Origin of the sequence: Micromonospora sp. WMMD712 (assembly GCF_029581295.1) — a bacterium.
Taxonomy (GTDB): Bacteria; Actinomycetota; Actinomycetes; order Mycobacteriales; family Micromonosporaceae; genus Micromonospora; species Micromonospora carbonacea.
The window spans coordinates 3,901,716-3,920,323 of the sequence record NZ_CP120743.1 but is presented as its reverse complement, the minus strand read 5'-3'; the positions used below and the strand labels follow the sequence as shown (position 1 = coordinate 3,920,323).

At 72.0% G+C, this 18,608-nt stretch carries 18 protein-coding genes and 1 pseudogene; 9 read left to right on the top strand and 10 right to left on the bottom strand.

Translation table 11 applies throughout. From position 1 onward, the window contains the following. Window positions 1-245: 245 nt before the first annotated feature. The 3 genes from O7633_RS16860 to O7633_RS16850 form a co-directional block, all read right to left on the bottom strand. Entirely contained in the window at window positions 246-920 is a 675-nt protein-coding gene (locus O7633_RS16860) for a hypothetical protein (RefSeq protein WP_278129877.1), read from the bottom strand. A gap of 85 nt (window positions 921-1,005) precedes the next feature. Further along, window positions 1,006-1,299, bottom strand: coding sequence for a hypothetical protein (locus tag O7633_RS16855; RefSeq protein WP_282328584.1), 294 nt, complete (start codon window positions 1,297-1,299; stop codon window positions 1,006-1,008). A gap of 74 nt (window positions 1,300-1,373) precedes the next feature. Then, window positions 1,374-1,559 carry a hypothetical protein gene (locus O7633_RS16850; RefSeq protein ID WP_282323097.1) on the bottom strand — a complete coding sequence of 62 codons (186 nt, stop codon included), beginning with the start codon at window positions 1,557-1,559 and terminating at the stop codon, window positions 1,374-1,376. Window positions 1,560-1,730: 171 nt separating this feature from the next. On the opposite strand from O7633_RS16850, the gene O7633_RS16845 reads away from it, so the two are divergent. The 4 genes and pseudogenes from O7633_RS16845 to O7633_RS16830 form a co-directional block, all read left to right on the top strand. Beyond that, entirely contained in the window at window positions 1,731-2,606 is an 876-nt protein-coding gene (locus tag O7633_RS16845; RefSeq protein ID WP_282323096.1) for a helix-turn-helix transcriptional regulator, read from the top strand. A 12-nt stretch (window positions 2,607-2,618) separates the two neighbouring features. Next, the gene (locus tag O7633_RS16840; RefSeq protein WP_282323095.1) at window positions 2,619-2,813 is read left to right on the top strand and encodes a DUF397 domain-containing protein; all 195 of its coding nucleotides are present in this window, start codon (window positions 2,619-2,621) and stop codon (window positions 2,811-2,813) included. Window positions 2,814-3,092: 279 nt separating this feature from the next. Beyond that, a complete protein-coding gene (locus O7633_RS16835) occupies window positions 3,093-4,979 on the top strand; it encodes a pentapeptide repeat-containing protein (RefSeq protein WP_282323094.1) in 1,887 nt (628 codons plus the stop codon). Window positions 4,980-5,020: 41 nt separating this feature from the next. Continuing rightward, a pseudogene (locus O7633_RS16830) lies at window positions 5,021-5,155 on the top strand (DUF397 domain-containing protein); the annotation flags it as partial. A gap of 89 nt (window positions 5,156-5,244) precedes the next feature. Here the strand turns inward: O7633_RS16830 and O7633_RS16825 are convergent. The 7 genes from O7633_RS16825 to O7633_RS16795 form a co-directional block, all read right to left on the bottom strand. Next, the gene (locus tag O7633_RS16825; protein WP_282328444.1) at window positions 5,245-6,408 is read right to left on the bottom strand and encodes an acyl-CoA dehydrogenase; all 1,164 of its coding nucleotides are present in this window, start codon (window positions 6,406-6,408) and stop codon (window positions 5,245-5,247) included. Beyond that, the gene (locus tag O7633_RS16820) at window positions 6,405-8,369 is read right to left on the bottom strand and encodes a biotin carboxylase N-terminal domain-containing protein (protein WP_282328443.1); all 1,965 of its coding nucleotides are present in this window, start codon (window positions 8,367-8,369) and stop codon (window positions 6,405-6,407) included. Before O7633_RS16820 ends, O7633_RS16825 begins: the two co-directional genes overlap by 4 nt. 12 nt (window positions 8,370-8,381) lie before the next feature. Further along, the gene (locus O7633_RS16815) at window positions 8,382-9,983 is read right to left on the bottom strand and encodes a carboxyl transferase domain-containing protein (protein ID WP_282328442.1); all 1,602 of its coding nucleotides are present in this window, start codon (window positions 9,981-9,983) and stop codon (window positions 8,382-8,384) included. Next, a complete protein-coding gene (locus O7633_RS16810) occupies window positions 9,980-11,689 on the bottom strand; it encodes an acyclic terpene utilization AtuA family protein (RefSeq protein ID WP_282328583.1) in 1,710 nt (569 codons plus the stop codon). The genes O7633_RS16815 and O7633_RS16810 overlap by 4 nt, the downstream gene beginning before the upstream one ends. Before the next feature lie 65 nt (window positions 11,690-11,754). After that, entirely contained in the window at window positions 11,755-12,360 is a 606-nt protein-coding gene (locus O7633_RS16805; RefSeq protein WP_282328441.1) for a TetR/AcrR family transcriptional regulator, read from the bottom strand. A 338-nt stretch (window positions 12,361-12,698) separates the two neighbouring features. Further along, window positions 12,699-13,442 (bottom strand): metallophosphoesterase family protein, encoded by a 744-nt coding sequence (locus O7633_RS16800; protein ID WP_282328440.1) that lies wholly within the window; start codon window positions 13,440-13,442, stop codon window positions 12,699-12,701. 84 nt (window positions 13,443-13,526) lie between these two features. Further along, entirely contained in the window at window positions 13,527-14,204 is a 678-nt protein-coding gene (locus O7633_RS16795; RefSeq protein ID WP_007073398.1) for a Crp/Fnr family transcriptional regulator, read from the bottom strand. Between the two features lie 158 nt (window positions 14,205-14,362). Here O7633_RS16795 and O7633_RS16790 point away from each other — a divergent pair, with 158 nt between their 5' ends. From O7633_RS16790 to O7633_RS16770, 5 genes are all read left to right on the top strand, one after another. Further along, window positions 14,363-15,094 carry an adenosylcobinamide amidohydrolase gene (locus O7633_RS16790; RefSeq protein WP_282328439.1) on the top strand — a complete coding sequence of 244 codons (732 nt, stop codon included), beginning with the start codon at window positions 14,363-14,365 and terminating at the stop codon, window positions 15,092-15,094. Window positions 15,095-15,150: 56 nt separating this feature from the next. Then, window positions 15,151-16,335, top strand: coding sequence for a CapA family protein (locus O7633_RS16785; protein ID WP_282328438.1), 1,185 nt, complete (start codon window positions 15,151-15,153; stop codon window positions 16,333-16,335). 85 nt (window positions 16,336-16,420) lie between these two features. Further along, window positions 16,421-17,209: an endonuclease III gene (gene nth, locus O7633_RS16780; protein WP_278129861.1), complete on the top strand. Its 789-nt coding sequence runs from the start codon at window positions 16,421-16,423 to the stop codon at window positions 17,207-17,209. 80 nt (window positions 17,210-17,289) lie between these two features. Then, complete coding sequence (locus O7633_RS16775; protein ID WP_282328582.1) at window positions 17,290-17,904, top strand: TlpA disulfide reductase family protein; 615 nt, start codon at window positions 17,290-17,292, stop codon at window positions 17,902-17,904. Further along, window positions 17,901-18,599: a CoA pyrophosphatase gene (locus tag O7633_RS16770; protein WP_282328437.1), complete on the top strand. Its 699-nt coding sequence runs from the start codon at window positions 17,901-17,903 to the stop codon at window positions 18,597-18,599. The genes O7633_RS16775 and O7633_RS16770 overlap by 4 nt, the downstream gene beginning before the upstream one ends. The last annotated feature ends 9 nt before the right edge of the window (window positions 18,600-18,608 follow it).

Here is an 18,608-nt window from a genome sequence, read left to right as displayed (position 1 = left end):
TCCCGCTCCTACCCGGCGCGGAGCGGCCGTCGCTGGAGGAGTGGCGCACCCGCGGCTGGTGACGTCAGCTCTCACCTCCACTCCGGAGTTTGTTGCAAGGCCGTGTTTGCCGTGCTGCCAAACACGCGATCTCAGCAAACACGAGGTTCCACCCGCCTCGTCCCGTCGGCAGGTCCGGCGGATCTTGGTACGGAAGCGCCCCCGGAGGGGCCCTCCCGTACCAAGATTGCCAGCGGGATCCGGGGTCAGCAGGCCTGGCGCTGGCCCGTGTAGTGGACGCCGGCCCGGCCGATCACGGTCTCGTCGCCGAGGCCGGTGTTCGCGCCGCGCGCGATGTAGCACGAGTACCGGTGCTGGTTGATCACCTCAAGGTGCACGTGGGCGCCGCTGTCGCCGTTGACCTGGTAGCAACTGGAGTAGCGGAACCGGCCGGTCTCGCCGAGCTTGGTCCACGGCCCCACCGTCGCGCCCACGGCGATGCCGCCGGGTTTGTTGTTGACGTGCATGACGTCCGCACGGGCGAGGATCTGGCCGGTCGTGGTGTCCCGCGCCTCCAGCCCGATGCGGTAGCCGCCGTCGGCGAGGTTGCCGGTGGCGCAGCCCGGCCGGACGGTGACGACCGTGACGGTGACCGGGTGGCCGGACGCGGTCTTGGAGCCGAAGGGGGAGACGATGGTGCCGCCGGGGTTGCGGTAGATGTCCACCGCCCAGTCGTTGTTGTAGCCCCAGTTGCCGAAGACGATGTGGTGGGACGCGGGGCCGGATTGCCCGAAGCGGTCCCAGGTCGAGGAGCCCTGGATCGGCGGGTAGACGCTGACCCAGTCGCCGTCGGGGTGGGCGCTGGCGGCGGCGGCCGGCGCGACGGCGGCACCGAGCGCGAGGACGACGGCTGCTGCCGTACGGGCGAACCTGAGGTGCATCGTTCCTCCGGGGTCTCCTGGTGAGGCGGGGCAGGCCCGGTCCGGCAACCGGTGGGCGGCAACGGACCGGCGATGTCCAGGGATGCTATACCTGTCGATCTATCGATTTCTTGCCCTCTCGCGCTTGGGCGACCGGTCGGGGCTGCCGCGGGCGGCGCGCCGGGCGGGCCGCCGGCAGGGGCGTCGCCTGCACGATCAACCCCGCAGGTTGTACGAAGATGGAGCGCTGCGCCACGGCCTCGCCCCTGGCGTCGAGCTGGTAGCCGTGCAACCAGACCCAGCCGTGGTAGGTGATCCAGTCCTCGCGGACCTTGATCAGCCGGAAGAAGATCGGCTGGACGAACTGTGGGCTCGCCGCCCGGGTCACGTGGAGCACCATCCCCGCCCGGAACTCGGTCACGCCGGCCGCCTGGGAGGTGGGCTCGGGCGCGTGGGGGGCGGGGCCGGGCGCGATCACTCGCGTTCACCCGGCCAGTGGCGGCGACCGATGGGGACCCTGTGTCGCTGCCGGCAGGGCAGCTCGTCGCCGCATGTGCAGACGTACCGCCACCGGATCCAGGACCAGACCGGCCGGTGCCGGCGGGCGAGGGTCGCCGCGACGGCGGCGAGGTACTGGCCGTAGCTGATGCGTCTGCGCATCCCTGCCTCCTCCGGGTGCGGGGACGTGGCGGCCGGGCCACGCACGGTCATCCGACCGCCACATCCAGCAACACCGTCCCACGCACTTCGGGAATCCGCAATGTGCGAACTACTGATTCCGGTTGGCGTGTTGCGAACGGGATTCCGGTCCGTTCTTGGCAAGATGGCGGTATGCCCCCACGTCAGAGCCCCACTGTCAGACGTCGACGGCTGGCGACGACCCTGCGTCAGCTCCGAGAGCGAGCCGGCATCACATCGGCGGAAGCGGCCCGGCGAGTCGACCACGATGCGAGCTGGCTGAGCCGGATCGAAACGGCTGAGGTCCGCCCGCACCCCAACGACGTACGGGCGCTGCTCAACTTGTACGGAGTGGACGGCGACCAGGCCGAAGCTGTCATCGCGGTAGCCCGGCAGGCGCGGCAGCGAGGCTGGTGGCAGCGGTACAGCGACGTGCTGCCCGACTGGTTCGCGACCTACGTCGGGATGGAATCAGAAGTGTCCGCCATGCGGATCTACGAGTGCCAGATGGTGCACGGCCTGCTCCAGACCGAGGACTACGCCCGTGCCGTCTTCCGAGGTGCTCCGGTGGCGATGCGCGACGAGGAGGTGGAACGACAGGTCGCGCTGCGGATGGAGCGTCAAGCCATCCTCGGCGGCGACGATCAGCCGGTGCTGCGTGTCGTCCTCGATGAGGGAGCGGTTCGCCGTGCGGTCGGGGGACCGGAGGTGCTGCACGCGCAGATCATGAAGCTTGTCGAGCACTCCGCCCGCACCCGGCTTCAGATCCAACTCCTGCCGTTCGAGGCGGGCACTGGGTTCGACGGCAGCTTCACGATCCTCGACTTCCCGCACATGCCAGCGCCCTACCCGGACGCTGCCGAGGACCGCCTGGTCTACATGGACACGCTCACGGGAGCGCTCTACCTGGAGCGACCGGCGGAGGTCGCCGCCTACGCCACGGCGTTCGAGCAGCTCTGTGCTCTGGCTCTGTCGCCCGCAGCCACCCGGGATACGCTTCGTGCGATCGCTCAGGAGCTGGTCGCGTAGGAAGAGGTGGGCATGGACGTGTCCCGCGCAGAGTGGAAGAAGAGCAGCCGCTCTGGCTCGTCCGGTAGCTGCATCGAGGTGGCTGACAACCTACTCAAGATCATGGTGCGTGACAGCAAGGACCGGCATGGCCCGCTCTTGTCCTTCACCTCAAAGCAGTGGACCGGCTTCGTCAAGGGCCTCAAGGCCGGAAGCATCGACTACTGACTACTACCAGGACCCCGAGGTCTTTCCAGGTAGCTTAGCAAAGTTTGATCATAGCCGTCTGGCGCCTGACCAGGAGTTTCTCTGTTTCCACCCCTCGAAAGCGCCCGGATGGGTTGCGCCAGCGTGCGGTTCGGTTCGCCCGAGCCCAGCCTCAAGCCAGTGATCAAGCGCTTGGCTGAGTAGGCAACCGTCTGCTGTGCATGTTGGTTCCGGATGCGACCATTTCGAGCTGTGAGGAAGCGGCTAGACGTATCCCTGGTGGCGGCCGGAGGACTCGGGTTGCTGGCCGTCGTCATGGCGCAGATCCCGTTCGTTTGGTGGCAGGGGCTGGGCAGACGGTGGCCGGTCGTGCTGCCCGTGGCGGTGAGCCTGGCGGTCTTGGCCGCAGGCTTGATGTTGCGGCGTCCCGGTTGGCGAGGGCGTGAGACGTCCGCCGCCCCCTTGCCGCCGGACCGGCCGCTTCGCCCACTGTCATGGCAGCTATTGCCGGTAGCTGCACTCCTGATCGCCGGCGTCACCGGGCTTGCTGTCGTGTGGCTTCAACATGTGGTACCCGGGAGCGGCGACCGTGTGCAACGAGCGCAGCTTCGGGTAGAAAGCATTCGCACCGGTTTGACCATCGGTGCTGGTGTAACCGGAGCGTTGGCGCTGCTACTGGCTTTTCGGCGTCAACAACTGGCGGAGCGAACCCAACAAGCGACCGAGTACGACGCCGGTGAGAAGCGCGTTACCGAGCTTTACGTCAAAGCCGCTGATCAGTTGGGGTCGGAGAAGGCCCCGGTCCGCCTCGCTGGCCTATATGCTCTTGAACGCCTAGCTCAAGACAACCCAACTCACCGACAGAGCATCGTTGAAGTCATCTGTGCGTACCTGCGCATGCCTTACACGCTTCCAGGTACTGAATCCGCGCCCGATACTGCTGTCCAACAACTTTTGGCAGGCGAGCAAGAATCCACTAATCCGGGTTCTGTCGGCGGAACGCAAACAGAGGAACCACAGCAAAACCCCTGGGAGGAGCGGGAAGTCCGTCTTGCTGCACAACGCATCCTCGCTCGACATCTCCGCGTCAAGACGCAGGAGGGGGAAGCCGACCCAAACTACTGGGGGAACAAGGTTGTGCTCGACCTGACGGGGGCGCTTCTCATTGATGCAAACTTCGCTAGCTGCCATCTTCACAACGCCATCTTTTCTGCGGCGATCTTCAGCGGCGATGCTCGGTTCGACGACGCGACATTTAGTGGCGACGCCCGGTTCAATAAGTCAACCTTCAGTCGGGATGCCCGATTTGGCGTAGCGAAGTTCGGAGGCGATGTCCGATTCGACAAGGCGGTTTTCGGTCGTGATGCTCGATTCAATAAGGTGGAATTCGGTGGTGGCGTTCTATTTGATAAAGCAAGGTTTAGCCACGGTACTCGTTTCAGTGAAGCGATTTTCAGTGGTGATTCTCGATTCCGCAATGTTGCCTTCGGTCGCGAAGTCTGGTTCGACGAAGTCAGTTTCGGCTGCGAAGTCAGATTCGATCGAGCGACATTCAATGGTGAGGCGCGGTTCAATAAGGCGAGTTTCGTCCGGGATGCTCATTTCAGCAGGGTGAGGTTTGGTCGGGAGGCTGGCTTCGACCAAGCGACTTTCAGTAGTAATGCCTGGTTCGGCAAGGCGAGGTTCAGTGTTGCCTGGTTTAGTCAGGTGGTCTTCAACGGTGATGCTTGGTTCAGTGGGGCAGTATTCGACGACACCGGATGGTTCGGCGAAGCGAGGTTCAACGGCGAGGCGGCGTTCAGCAGGGTGATGTTCGGTGCGGGTGGCTGGTTCAACGAAGCAATCTTCAACGGCGAGGCGGCGTTCGGTGGCGCGACATTCGACCGCGATTCCTGGTTCGATGATGTTACTTTCAACGATACCGCTTGGTTCAGTCTGGCCTTGTTTAAGGGTGACGCGGGTTACAGTAGAACGATGTTCAACGGCGTCGGCTGGTTCGACGCGGCCACCTTCAATGGCGAGGCCAGGTTTCGTGCATCGGTCTTTAGTGGCGACGCCTGGTTCGGTCGGGCGGCGTTCAACGGCGACACCGATTTCGAGATGGCCGAATTCAACGGAAAGCGCCGGTTTGACGGATCAAACATTGGTGGATTGAAATATGGTGGTTCGAGTGACTACGCCGAATAGATTCGGGGGAACGCATGGGCGTGCCCGTGTAGAAGAAGTGCAGCCGCAGCAACGGGGGCGGAAACTGTGTAGAGGTCGCCACGCCTGCCAAGGTCATCATGGTCCGCGACAGCAAGGACCAGCAGGGTCCGGTGCTGCACTTCAAAATCCTCAAGACCGGCACCCTCGCCTCCTGATCGCCTCGTGATCAAGAGAAAAGCGTCAAAGTTGATCTCATCGATGACGCAAACTTCTTGATCACCGAGGCGGGGGTGGGGCGGGGGCGTCAGTAGGACTTGTCCTGGCCCAGGACGTGTTGCGCCACGAAGTTGAGGATCATCTCCCGGCTCACCGGGGCGATCCTTCCCGCTCTCACCGCGCCCAGCAGCGTCGCCACCCCGTACTCCGTGGTCATGCCCGCGCCGCCCAGCGCCTGCACCGCCGTGTCGACCGCGAGCGCGGCGGCCTCGCCGGAGGCGTACTTGGCCATGTTGCCGGAGACGCCGGCCTCCAGGTCGCGCCCCGCGTCGTACAGGGTGGCCGCCTTGTAGATCATGAGGCGGGCCAGTTCCACCTGCACGGCCGCGTGCGCGAGCGGGTGCGACACGCCCTGGTGGGTGCCGATGCTCCGGCCGCCCCACACCTTGCGGGTGGCCGCGTACCCGCTGGCGCGCTCGATCGCGTACCGGCCGGTGCCGATGCCCATCGCGGCGACCGTGATGCGCTCCGGGTTGAGGCCGGCGAACAGGGCGGGCAGGCCGGCGTCGAGAGACCCGCCGACCAGGGCGTCGGCGGGCAGCCGCACGTCGTCGAGGTAGAGCATGAACTGGTTCTCCGGGGAGACGATCTCCATGTCCAGCTTGGACCGGGTCAGCCCGGGGGCGTCGGTCGGCACGAGGAACAGGGCCGGCTTCAGCTTGCCGGTCGCCGCGTCCTCGGTGCGGGCCACCACCAGCACGTACTGTGCCTCGTCGACGCCCGAGATGTAGCACTTGCGGCCGGTCAGCAGCCAGTCGTCGCCGTCGCGGCGGGCCACCGTGCCGAGCCGGTGGAAGTTGGACCCGGCCTCCGGCTCGGTGATCGCGAAGACCACCTTCAGCGTGCCGTCGGCCATGGCGGGCAGGAACCGTTGGCGCTGCTCCTCGGTGCCGTGCCTGGTGACGATCGTGGCGACGATGGCGGGGGAGACCACGAGCAGCAGCAGCGGGCAACCGGCGGCGGCCAGCTCCTCGCAGACGATGGCCAGCTCGGTGATGCCGCCGCCCCCGCCGCCGTACCCGGTGGGGATGTTGACGCCGAGGTAGCCGAGCCGGGCGGCCTCCTCCCACAGCTCGGTGGTGTGCCCGCCGGCCTTCGCCTTCTCCACGAAGTAGCCGTGACCGTATTTCCGGCCCAGCGCCTGGACGGCGTCGCGGAGCTGCTCCTGCTCGTCGGTGAGGTCGAAGTTCATGACGTTGTCTCCTCGGGGGTGGTGACGACGGCCAGCACGGCGCCGGTGTCGACCTGGCCGCCGGCCGGCACCGGCAGCTCGGCGACCACGCCGTCGGCGGGGGCGAGCACGGGGTGTTCGAGCTTCATCGCCTCCAGGGTCAGCAGCAGGTCACCGGCGGCGACCCGCTGGCCGACCTCGACGTGCACCCGGGCCACCGCGCCGGGCAGCGGCGCGAGCAGCGACCCGGCCGCCAGCTCCGCCGTCGGCAGCGGGAAGCGCGGCAGCTCGGTGAGGCTCGCCGCCCCGTCCGGGCCGTCCACGAAGACCTGCGACCCCACCCGGTGTACGGAGTACGCGCGCCGCACCCCGTCGACGTCGAGGACCACGCGGTCGGGGGCGGCCTGCACAAGAGTCACAGCCGAGGACACAGAGTGGTCGGCGAGCGCGCCGGCGCGGTCCAGTCGGTAGCGGACCTCGATCTCGTCGCCGCCCGGCCCCGCGTACCGGATCACCTGCGGGAACGATGGCACGTTGCGCCAGCCGGAGGGGAGCCCGGCGAGCACCGGGGCCGTCGCCCGGCGCGCCGCGGCCGAGGCGAGCGCGGCGGCGAGGGCGGCCAGCGGCAGCTCGTCGGGCGGCAGCAGCGGGGCGAACACGTCGGGGTGCCGGTCGAGGAAACCCGTGTCCACCTCGGCCGCCCCGAACGCGGGGCTGCGCAGCACCCGGACCAGCAGGTCCCGGTTGGTGGTCACCCCGTGCAGCTCGGCGCGGGCCAGCGCGCCGGCCAGCAGCCGGGTCGCCTCCGCCCGGGTCGGCGCCCAGGCGACCAGCTTCGCCAGCATCGAGTCGTAGTGCACGCCGACCGTCGAGCCGTCCGCGACCCCCGAGTCGAGGCGCAGCCCCTTCGTCGGGGCGAACTCGCCCGCCACCTGTGGCACCGCGAACCGGTGCAGGACGCCCGTCGCCGGCCGGTGGTCGCGCGCCGGGTCCTCGGCGCACAGGCGTACCTCGACGGCGTGGCCGTCGGGCGGCGGGGCCGCCGCCAGCGGCAGCGGCTGACCCTCGGCGACCAGCAGTTGCAGCCGCACCAGGTCCAGCCCGGTGACCGCCTCGGTGACCGGGTGCTCCACCTGGAGGCGGGTGTTCATCTCCAGGAAGAAGAACCGCCCGTCCGGGGCGAGCAGGAACTCGACCGTGCCCGCGCCGACGTACCCGACGGCGCGGGCGGCGGCGACGGCCGCGGCGTGCAGCCGCTGCCGCACCCCGTCCGGCAGGACCGCCGGGGCCTCCTCGACGATCTTCTGGTGCCGGCGCTGGATCGAGCAGTCCCGCTCGCCCAGCGCCACGACCGCACCGTGGGTGTCGCCGAAGACCTGCACCTCGACGTGCCGGCCCCGCTCGACGTACCGCTCGACGAACACCGTGCCGTCGCCGAACGCCGCTGTCGCCTCCCGGCGCGCCGAAGCGACGGCCTCGGCGAGCCCGGCCGGGTCGGCGACGATGCGCATGCCGCGCCCGCCGCCCCCGGCGGACGCCTTCACCAGCACCGGGAAGTCGGTGATCTCGTCAGGGTCGGTCCAGGTGGGCAGCATCGGCAGGCCCGCGTCGGCCAGCAGCGCCTTCGCCGCCACCTTGTCGCCCATCGCGGCGATCGCCTTCGCGGGCGGGCCCACCCAGGTCAGGCCCGCGTCGGTCACCGCCGCCGCGAACTCGGCGTTCTCGGCGAGGAAGCCGTAGCCGGGGTGCACGGCGTCCGCGCCGGTGCGGCGGGCCGCGTCCAGGATGAGGTCGACCCGCAGGTACGTCTCGGCGGGCGCGTTCCCCGGCAGGCGTACGGCCAGGTCGGCCTCGGCGACGAACGGCGCGTCGGCGTCGGCGTCGGAGTGCACGGCGACCGTGGCGACGCCGAGCGCCCGGCAGGTGGCGATGACCCGCCGGGCGATCTCGCCCCGGTTGGCCACCAGCAGTCGGGTGATCATGAAAGCAGCCCCCTACATCCGGAAGACGCCGAAGCCGTCGGCACCCCTGACCGGTCCACTGTGGATAGCCGACAGGCAGAGCCCGAGGACGGTACGCGTGTCCCGGGGGTCGATCACCCCGTCGTCGTAGAGCCGGCCCGAGAGGAACAACGCCCCCGACTGCGACTCGATCTGCTGCTCGACCATCATCCGCATGGCGGCGTCGGAGTCCTCGTCGAACTCCTGCCCCCGGGCGGCGGCGGCCTGCCGGGCCACGATCGACAGCACCCCGGCCAACTGCGCCGGCCCCATCACCGCCGACTTCGCGTTCGGCCAGGTGAACAGGAACCTCGGCTCGTACGCCCGCCCGCACATGCCGTAGTTGCCGGCCCCGTACGAGGCGCCCAGGTTGACCGTCAGGTGCGGCACCTTCGAGTTCGACACCGCGTTGATCATCAGCGCGCCGTGCTTGATGATGCCCCGCTGCTCGTACTCGGTGCCGACCATGTAGCCGGTGGTGTTCTGGAGGAAGACCAGCGGGGTGTCGGCCGCGTTGGCGAGCTGGATGAACTGGGCCACCTTCTGCGCCTCCTCGCTGAACAGCACGCCCCGGGCGTTGGCGAGCACCCCGACCGGGTAGCCGTGCAGCTCGCCCCACCCGGTGACCAGCGCCGTCCCGTACGCGGGCTTGAACTCGTCGAACTCGCTGCCGTCGAGCACCCGGGCCAGGACCTCGCGCGGGTCGAACGGCACCTTCAGGTCGGCGCTGACGACGCCGAGCAGCTCCTCCGGGTCGTACCTCGGCGGGGCGGGGAACGCCGTACGCGGCGGCGGGCCCTGCTTGCGCCGGTTGAGCCGGCGGACGCACTGCCGGGCCAGCCGGATGCCGTCCCGCTCGTCGGACGCGAGGAAGTCGGCCAGGCCGGAACGGGTGGCGTGCATGGCCGCGCCGCCGAGGGACTCGTCGTCGGTGACCTCGCCGGTGGCCATCTTCACCAGCGGCGGCCCGGCCAGGTAGACCTGCGACCGGTCCCGAATCATGATCACGTGGTCGGACATCCCCGGCACGTACGCGCCGCCGGCCGTGGCGTTGCCGAACACCACGCTGACGGTGCCGATGCCCTCGGCCGAGAGCCGGGTCAGGTCGCGGAACACCCGCCCGCCCGGGATGAAGATCTCCGCCTGGGTGGGCAGGTCCGCCCCGGCGCTCTCCACCAGGTTGACCATCGGCAGCCGGTTGGCCAGGGCGATCTCCCCGGCCCGCCGGGTCTTCGCGAGCGACCACGGGTTGACCGCGCCGCCGCGAACCGTCGGATCGTTGGCGACGACCAGGCACTCCACGCCCTCGACCACGCCGATCCCGGTGACCACGCTCGCCCCGACGGGGAAGTCCGTCCCGTACGCGGCGACCGGCGACAGCTCCAGGAACGGGCTGTCCGGGTCGAGCAGCAGCTCGATCCGCTCCCGGGGCAGCAGCTTGCCGCGCTGGTGGTGGCGGGCCGCGTACTTCGCCCCGCCGCCCGCGCGGGCGGAGTCGAGGGCCGCGTCCAGCTCGGCGAGCCGCGCCAGCAGGGCGTCCCGGTTGGCCCGGAAGGCCGGCGCGGCCGGGTCGAGCGTGCTGTCCAGTGTGCTCACCGCTGCATCTCCTCCGTCGGCAGGTCGACCACGCGGGAGCGCAGCAGCTCGCCCAGCGCCTTCGCCTGCGGGTCGAACCGGGTCGACGCGGCCACGCCCTGCCCGAGCAGCCCCCGGATCACGAAGTTCACCGCGCGCAGGTTCGGCAGCTCGTGCCGTTCGACGGTCAGCGGGGCGGTCTCCGGCAGCAGCTCGGCCAGCCGTTCGACGGTCAGCCAGTGGCGCAGCCACGCCCAGGTCGCGTCGGTACGCGCCCAGACGCCCAGGTTCGCGTCGCCGCCCTTGTCGCCGGAGCGCGCCCCGACCACCTCGCCCAGCGCCCCCCGCCGCGTCCGCTGCGGGTGCGGCTGCGCTGCGCGCTGCGGGTGCAAGGAAGGGCCCCTTGTTAACGCATTCTGTTGTACAGGGGGCCCCTGCAAACACGTCACCGGCGGGGGAGCGATCGGCACCCGCTCGCCCGACGGCAGGACGGCCACGTGCTCCACCGCGTCCTGCGGCACGGCGTCGGCGGTGAACACCCCGTACGGGGTGGCGTCGCCGGGCAGGGTGGTCAGCGTGCAGCCCGGGTAGGAGGCCAGCGCCAGCTCCACGGCGGCGGCCGAGAACGCCCGCCCGGCCCGCGCCTTGTCGCCGTCCCGCAGGTGTACGTGCAGCAGCGCGCTCGCCGCCTCCGTGTCGCCCGCGTCCGGGTGGTCGGTGCGGGCCAGCACGAACTCCAGCCCCGCGGTGCCGACCGCCGCCTCCAGTTGACCCCGGACCAGGGCCGCCTTCGCCGGGATGTCCAGCCCGCACAGGACGAACGTCATCGAGTTGCGGAACCCGCCGAGGTTGTTCACCCCGACCTTGAGGGTGGGCGGCGGGGGCGTGCCCCGGACCCCGGTGACGCGCACCCGGTCCGGCCCGTCGGCGGCCAGCTCGACCGTGTCCAGCCGGGTCACCACGTCCGGGCCGAGGTAGTCGGGGCCGCCCACCTCGTACAACAGCTGGGCGGTGACCGTCTCCACGGTGACCGCGCCGCCCGTGCCCGGGTGCTTCGTGACGACCGAGGACCCGTCCGGGTGGATCTCGACGAGCGGGAAGCCGGGGCGGTGCCCGCCGTCGGGCAGCTCGGTGAAGAAGCTGAAGTTGCCGCCGGTGACCTGCGCCCCGCACTCGATGAGGTGCCCGGCCACGGTCGCCCCGGCCAGCGCGTCGAGGTCGCCGCGCCCCCAGCCGTAGCGGGCGATCGCCGGCCCGACGGCCAGGGAAGCGTCGGTGACCCGGCCGGTCACCACGACGTCCGCCCCGGCGTCGAGGCACGCGGCGATCCCGAACGCCCCCAGGTACGCGTTCGCGGTCAGCGCGTCGGGACGGGGCAGCGCGTCGCCCTCGACGTACCCGATGCGGGCGGTGAGGCCGAGCCGGTCGGCGAGCGACCCGATCGCGGCGGCCAGCCCGGCGGGGTGCAACCCGCCGGCGTTGGTCACGATCCGGACCCCGCGCTCCAGCGCCGTGCCGAGGCACTCCTCGAGCTGGCGCAGGAACGTCTTCGCATAGCCCAGGGCGGGGTCGCGCAGCCGGTCCCGGCCGAGGATCAGCATGGTCAGCTCGGCCAGGTAGTCGCCGGTCAGCACGTCCAGGTCGCCGCCGTCGAGCATCTCCCGCCACGCGGTCACCCGGTCGCCGTAGAAGCCGGACGCGTTGCCGACCCGCAGCGGCCCGCTCACGCGGCGGCTGCGCGGGTTCGTAAGGTCGACCATCGTGCCTCCAGTGGGCCGGTGGGGCGGGCCGGTCAGGGGGTGAGCAGGGCGGCGAGCTGGCGTTTCCAGGTGGTGAGCAGGGCGGTGCGGCGGGCCGAGTCGTCGCTGAGCAGGTTGGCCACCCCGAGCCCGCGCAGCAGGTCGAGGGTCGCCTGCACGGCCTCGCGGACGCCGGGGCGGCGCTCGTCGACGCCGAGCAGCGCCACGGTCAGCCGGTGCATCTCCCGGCCGACCTGCCGTTCGAGGGGGACCAGGGCGGCGCGCAGCTCGGCGTCGGTGCGGGCGGCGACCCAGAGTTCGAGGGCGGCGACGAAGAGCGGGCCGGTGAACGCCGCGCCGAGCAGGTCGATCACCCGGTCGAGCCGCTGCGGGCCGGCGGGCAGCGCCTCGGCCTCGGTGCGCAGCTCGTCGGCCCGGCGCTCGGCCAGGTGCGCGACGGCGGCGGTGACCAGGGCGGCCTTCGTGGGGTAGTGGTGCAGCTGGGCGCCCCGGGACACCCCGGCCCGGGCCGCCACGACCGTGGTGGTCGTGCCGGACCAGCCGTGCTCGACCAGGCAGTCGACGGTCGCCTCCAGCAGCCGGGCCCGGGTGGCGCGGCTGCGCTCCTGCTGCGGGACGCGGGTCGGTGCGGCGGTCACCCGGTCAGCGTGCCGCCGCCAAAACAAACAGTCAAGCCTGACTTTTTTGTGTGTGCCGGGTGGCGTCCGCTGGTCGGGACGCGCTCGTGGCGGGTGCCGTCCGCGCCCGCCGGGGAGCCGTGCCCGCCGGGGAGCTGACGTCGTCCGCGCCCGCTGGGAGCGGGTGTCGTCCGTGCCGCTGGGGAGCTGATGTCGTCCGTACCCGCTAGGGAGCTGATGTCGCCGACGGCTCACCGGTCGCCGGGCACCTGGCGATGTCGCAGACGACTCAGCTCCCTAGTCCGCCGCGTGGATGCCGTCCCGGGCGCAACCGGCAGGGGCGCCGTCTTGGGGTCGGGTCAGCGGCCGTCGCGGGGGGCGAAGACGGTCAGCGCCTCGGCGTCACTGTGCCGGGAACGGAGGTATTCGTCGGCCCAGCCGGCGGCGTCGGGGAAGCCGGACTCCGCCGCGACCCGCGCGCACGCCGCGTCGACGTCGAACGCGGTACGCCGCAGCTGCGCCCCCGGCCCGAGCAGCGCCCAGTGCGCCCCCGGCCCGCCGTACGGCATGCCGACGCTGCCCGCGTTGACCACCAGACGCCGGTCGACCAGCCGGGCGTACGGCATGTGGGTGTGCCCGCAGACCACGGTCCGGACGTCGGCCGGCACGTCGGCGAGGACCTCGGCCCAGCGGGACAGCCGGGAGTCCACGAGGACGACCTCCTCGTCGTCGCGGGGCGTGGCGTGGCAGAACAGCACCTCGCCCAGCCCGACGACCGGCAGGGTCGCCGTGAGCGGGAGCGCGGCCAACCGGGCGACCTGATCGTCGCGGAGCTGCCCGGCGGCCCAGTCCGACACCGCGATCCCGGACGGCCGCCCGGCCCGTGCCCCGACCAGCTCCCGGTCGGCGTTGCCCCCCACCCAGAGGACCCGGTCGCCGAGCCCGGCGAGCAGGTCCAGCACCTCGACGGGCTGGGGACCGGCGGCGATGTCGCCGGTGAGCACGATCAGGTCGGCGGCGGCCACGTCCGGCTCGGCCAGCACCGCCTCCAGCGGGGGTAGCGCGCCGTGGACGTCGGAGAGGACAGCGACCCGTTCCAGCATCCCGTCACGGTGCGCCCCGGCCCGCCTGCCCGTCCAGGGATTCTCCGCCGGGCAGAACGCCCGCCGGGGCGGGCACGGGACGACTCAGACGCGGGCGCGGCGGGCCAGGCGCTCCGGGTCGAGGATGATGATGCTCTTGCCGTCCAGCCGCAGCCAGCCGCGCGAGGCGAAGTCGGCGAGCGCCTTGTTGACGGTCTCCCGGGAGGCGCCGACGAGCTGGGCGATCTCCTCCTGGGTCAGGTCGTGGGTCACCCGCAGCACGCCGCCGTCGCGGGTGCCGAACCGCCCGGCCATCTGGAGCAGGTTCTTCGCGACCCGGCCCGGCACGTCGGTGAAGATCAGGTCGGCCAGCGAGTCGTTCGTCCGGCGGAGCCGGCGGGCCAGCACCCGCAGCAGCTGCTCGGCGATCTCGGGCCGGTTGTTGAGCCACGGCCGCAGGGCCTGCTTGCGCAGGCGCACGAGGCGGGTGTCGGTCACCGCCGTGGCCGTCGCGGTGCGGGGGCCCGGGTCGAACAGCGACAGCTCGCCGACCATGTCCGACGGGCCCATCACGGCGATCAGGTTCTGCCGGCCGTCGGCCGCCCGGCGACCGACCTTGATCTTGCCGGACAGGAGGATGTAGAGACTGTCGCCGGGCTCGCCCTCGTTGAACACGACCTCGCCCTTGCGGACCTCGATCGTCTCCATCTCCTTGGCGAGCGCCTCGGCAGCCTCCGGGTCGACTCCCTGGAAGATCCCGCTGCGAGCCAGTACCTCGTCCATCGCGCACCTCCGCCTGCGCGTGCCGTCTTCTCGGCCGGGCCGCCGTCCGCTGATCCCTCGCGCGAGGCCAGTCTAGGCGCACGTGAGCGGTAATCAGAGCCGCACCCCTGGGAAACCCCTGGTCCCCCTCGGCGCGCCCGGGACGTAGGGTCGGCGGCGTGCTTGCCGAGCCGACCCTGACCAGCCGCCGCGAGGACGGCCGGGACGTCCCGCTGCTCGTGTGGCGCGCCGACCGGCCGTTACTGAGCGTCAGCTCCGCGCCACTCGGCGGTGGGATCGGGGTGCGGCACTGGGTGGTCAACGCGACCGTGCCCATGTCGTACCACCGGGACGACCCGGCCGACCACCTGGCCGAGCTGGCCGGCCAGCTCGGCCTCGACGGGCCCGGCGTCGGCCTGCTGACCGGTGTCGACGTCGCCGAGGTGGTCGCCCGCGCCGACGCCGGGGTGCGGGTCTGGGCGACCGTCGGGCTGGGCACCCCCGTCCAGGCCGCCGCGCCCGACCCGGCCGCCGACCCCGACCAGGCCGCCGACCCCGACCCCGTCCCCGCCGCCGCGCCCGGCCCGGCCCGGCGCGGCGTGCCCGCCCACCGGGTCGGCACGGTCAACATCGTGGTCGAGGTGCCCGTCCGGCTCGGCGACGCGGCCCTGGTCAACGCGGTGGCGACCGCGACCGAGGCGAAGGCGCAGGCGATCCGGGAGCTGGGACTCGCGGCCACCGGCACCCCCACCGACGCCGTCACCGTGCTCTGCCCGGCCGGCGGCGAGCCGTCCGCCTACGGTGGGCCCCGCTCCGCCTGGGGCGCCCCGCTGGCCCGCGCGGTGCACGCCGCCGTGCTCGCCGGCGGGGCGGGGACCGTGGTCCCCTGGTCCGAACGGCGCACGGCCTGATTTTTCGGCCGATCGGCCATCGTCACCGCGTATCCCGCCCGGTAGCGTCGCGGGCGATGTACGCTCCCGCCCGCCCCGGCCCCCGTCCCCGCCTGCCCCGCGCCGGGGCCGCCCGCCCGCGCCGCCGGGCCGCGCTCGCCCTCGGCGTGCTGCTCGGCACGCTGCTCGCCGCCGGCTGCGCCGAGACGACCGACGCGCCCACCTGGCAGCCCGGCAACCGGGCCGGCGCGACCGGCACCGCCGCCCCGGCACCCTCCGGCGAGGCCCCGGAGGGCAAGGTCGAGAGCGTGTCGCTCTCGGCCACCGGCGACATCATCATGGGCAACGCGCCGAACCGGCTGCCGCCGAACGGCGGCAAGGGCTTCTTCGACTCGGTCAAGAAGGCGCTCGCGGCCGACCTGGTGATGGGCAACCTGGAGGAGCCGCTCACCGTCGACACCGGCACCGGCAAGTGCGGGGCCAACTCGACCCGCTGCTTCCAGTTCCGCGCCCCGCCGGAGTACGCCGCGCACCTGCGCGACGGCGGGTTCGAGCTGCTCAACCAGGCCAACAACCACGGCTACGACTACGGCCCGAAGGGCTACCGCAACACCCAGGCCGCCCTGGAGAAGCACGACCTGGAACACACCGGGGCGCCCGACCAGATCACCGTGGTCGAGGTCGAGGGCGTCAAGGTCGCCGTCGCCGGCTTCTCGTCGTACGTCTGGTCCAACAGCCTGGTCGACATCGACGCCGCCCGCGCGGTGATCAAGAAGGCGGCCACCATGGCCGACCTCGTCGTCGTGCAGGTGCACATGGGCGGCGAGGGCGCGGACAAGACCCGGGTGCGCCCCGGCACCGAGATGTTCCTCGGCGAGAACCGGGGCGACCCGATCAAGTTCTCCCACGCCATGATCGACGCGGGGGCGGACCTGGTCGTCGGCCACGGCCCGCACGTGCTGCGCGGCATGGAGTTCTACCAGGGCCGGCTGATCGCCTACAGCCTCGGCAACTTCGCCGGCGGCGGCAACTCGCTGAGCAACAACGGCCGGCTCGGCTGGGGCGGCGTGCTCAAGGTGTCGCTGAAGCCGGACGGCAGCTTCGCCGGCGGGTCGTTCACCTCGACGTACATGAACTCGATCGGCAAGCCGACCATGGACCCGGACGACCGGGGCCTCGACCTGGTCCGGGAGCTCACCCGGCTCGACTTCCCGAAGAGCGGCGCCCGCCTCGACGACGAGGGCCGGATCACCGAGCCGTGAGCCGGCGGCCCGGCCACCCGTCGCCGGGCGCGGCCGGGCCGCGTGGCTCGACGCGCCGTCACCGGGTCGACGTAGGCTTTCCGTCGTGACCACCAGTCCCCCCGGAGCCAACGAGACCGACCTCGGCCGCACGCGTCGCGCCCGGAAGATCCACCGGGTGCTCACCCAGACACACCCCGACGCCCACTGCGAGCTGGACCACAGCAATCCGCTGGAGCTGGCCGTCGCCACGATCCTGTCCGCCCAGTGCACGGACAAGAAGGTCAACGAGGTCACCCCGAAGCTGTTCGTCCGCTACCCGACGGCCGCCGACTACGCGGGGGCGGACCGGGCCGAGCTGGAGGAGCTGATCCGGCCCACCGGCTTCTACCGCAACAAGACCAACTCGCTGATCAGGCTGGGCCAGGCCCTCGTCGAGCGGTACGACGGGCAGGTCCCCGGAAAGCTCGCCGACCTGGTGACGCTGCCCGGAATGGGCCGCAAGACCGCCAACGTCATCCTCGGCAACGCCTTCGGCGTTCCCGGCATCACCGTCGACACGCACTTCCAGCGGCTGGTGCACCGCTGGCGGCTGACCGCCGAGACCGACCCGGTGAAGATCGAGCACGCGATCGGCGCGATGTTCCCGAAGCGCGACTGGACGATGCTGTCGCACCGGATCATCTTCCACGGCCGGCGGGTCTGCCACGCCAAGAAGCCGGCCTGCGGCGCGTGCACGCTGGTGAAGCTCTGCCCGTCGTACGGGACGGGGCCGACGGAGCCCGCGCCGGCCGCGAAGCTGCTCAAGGGCCCCCGGGCGCGGGACCTGGCCGTCGCGGCGGGCGTCGACCCGGAGCTGGTGCCGCAGCAGGCGGTCGCCGCGGAGGCGCCGTGACGCACCGCCCCACCGCCCGGCGTCGGCCGTCCCGTCCGGCGTCGCGGCCCGCCCCGCGCCGGTCGGCGGCCCGGCACCCGCTGGCGGCCCGGCGTCCGCTGGCCGCCCTGCTCCTGCCACTCGTGCTGCTCGCCGCCGCCTGCACGGCGACCCCGACCGAGGAGAGGACGACGGAGCCCCGGCGGAACACCCAGCCGTCGCCGTTCGCCGCCTGCGCGACCCTGACCGTGCCGCCCCCCTCGGCCGCGCCCACCCCCGCCGGCTCCGGCGGTGCGGAGCTGCCCGAGCTGACCCTGCCCTGCTTCACCGGCGGCGACCCCGTCGCCCTGCGGGACGTGCGCGGGCCCGCCGTGGTCAACCTGTGGGCGTCCTGGTGCCCGCCCTGCCGCAAGGAGCTGCCCGCGTTCCAGCGGCTCAGCGAGCGCGCGGACGGCCGGCTCCAGGTGATCGGGGTGAACACCCGCGACAGCCGGGACGCCGCCCAGTCGATCGGCGAGGACTTCGGCGTGCGCTTCCCCGTCCTGTTCGACCAGGGCGAGAGCCTGCGCCGGGCGCTCAACCGCAACGCCGTCCCGCTGACCGTGCTCGTCGGCGCGGACGGCCGCATCCGGCACGTCGACACCTCCGGCGCGCTGGACGACGCCCGGCTCGCCGCGCTGGTCCGCGAGCACCTCGGCGTGGTGGTGCCGGCGTGAGCCGTACGCCGCCGCCCTGGATGCACCCCCTGCTGTCCCGGCTGGGCTCCGCCCGCGCCGAGGACTTCACCCGGATCGTCACCCCGGCCAGCGGCGGGCGGGAGAGCGCCGTGCTCGTGCTCCTCGGCGAGGAGCCCGGGGCGGGCCCGGACGTGCTGGTCCTGCAACGCGCCGCCACCCTGCGCAACCACGCCGGGCAGCCGGCGTTCCCCGGCGGGGCGGCCGACCCGGGCGACGCCGACTCCGCCGCCACCGCCCTGCGCGAGGCCAACGAGGAGGTCGACCTCGACCCGGCCAGCGTCACCGTCCTCGCCGAACTGCCCCGGCTGTGGATCCCGGTCAGCGACTTTGTGGTGACCCCCGTGCTCGGCTGGTGGCACCGGCCGCACCCGGTGCACCCCCGGGAACCGGCCGAGGTCGCGCACGTCGCCCGGCTGCCGGTCGCCGAGCTGGTCGCCCCCGAGAACCGGCTGCGGGTACGTCACCCGAGCGGCTGGATCGGCCCGGCCTTCTCGGTGCGCGGCATGCTGGTCTGGGGCTTCACGGCCGGGGTGCTCGCCGCCCTGCTGGAGATGGGCGGGTGGGCCCGCCCCTGGCCGGACGACCGGGTCGTCGACCTGCCGCCGGCCGGGGCCGCCCCGGCGCCCTCCGCCGGCACCGACGCCGCCGACGAGATGGCCGGGCCGCTGACCTGACCCCGACGG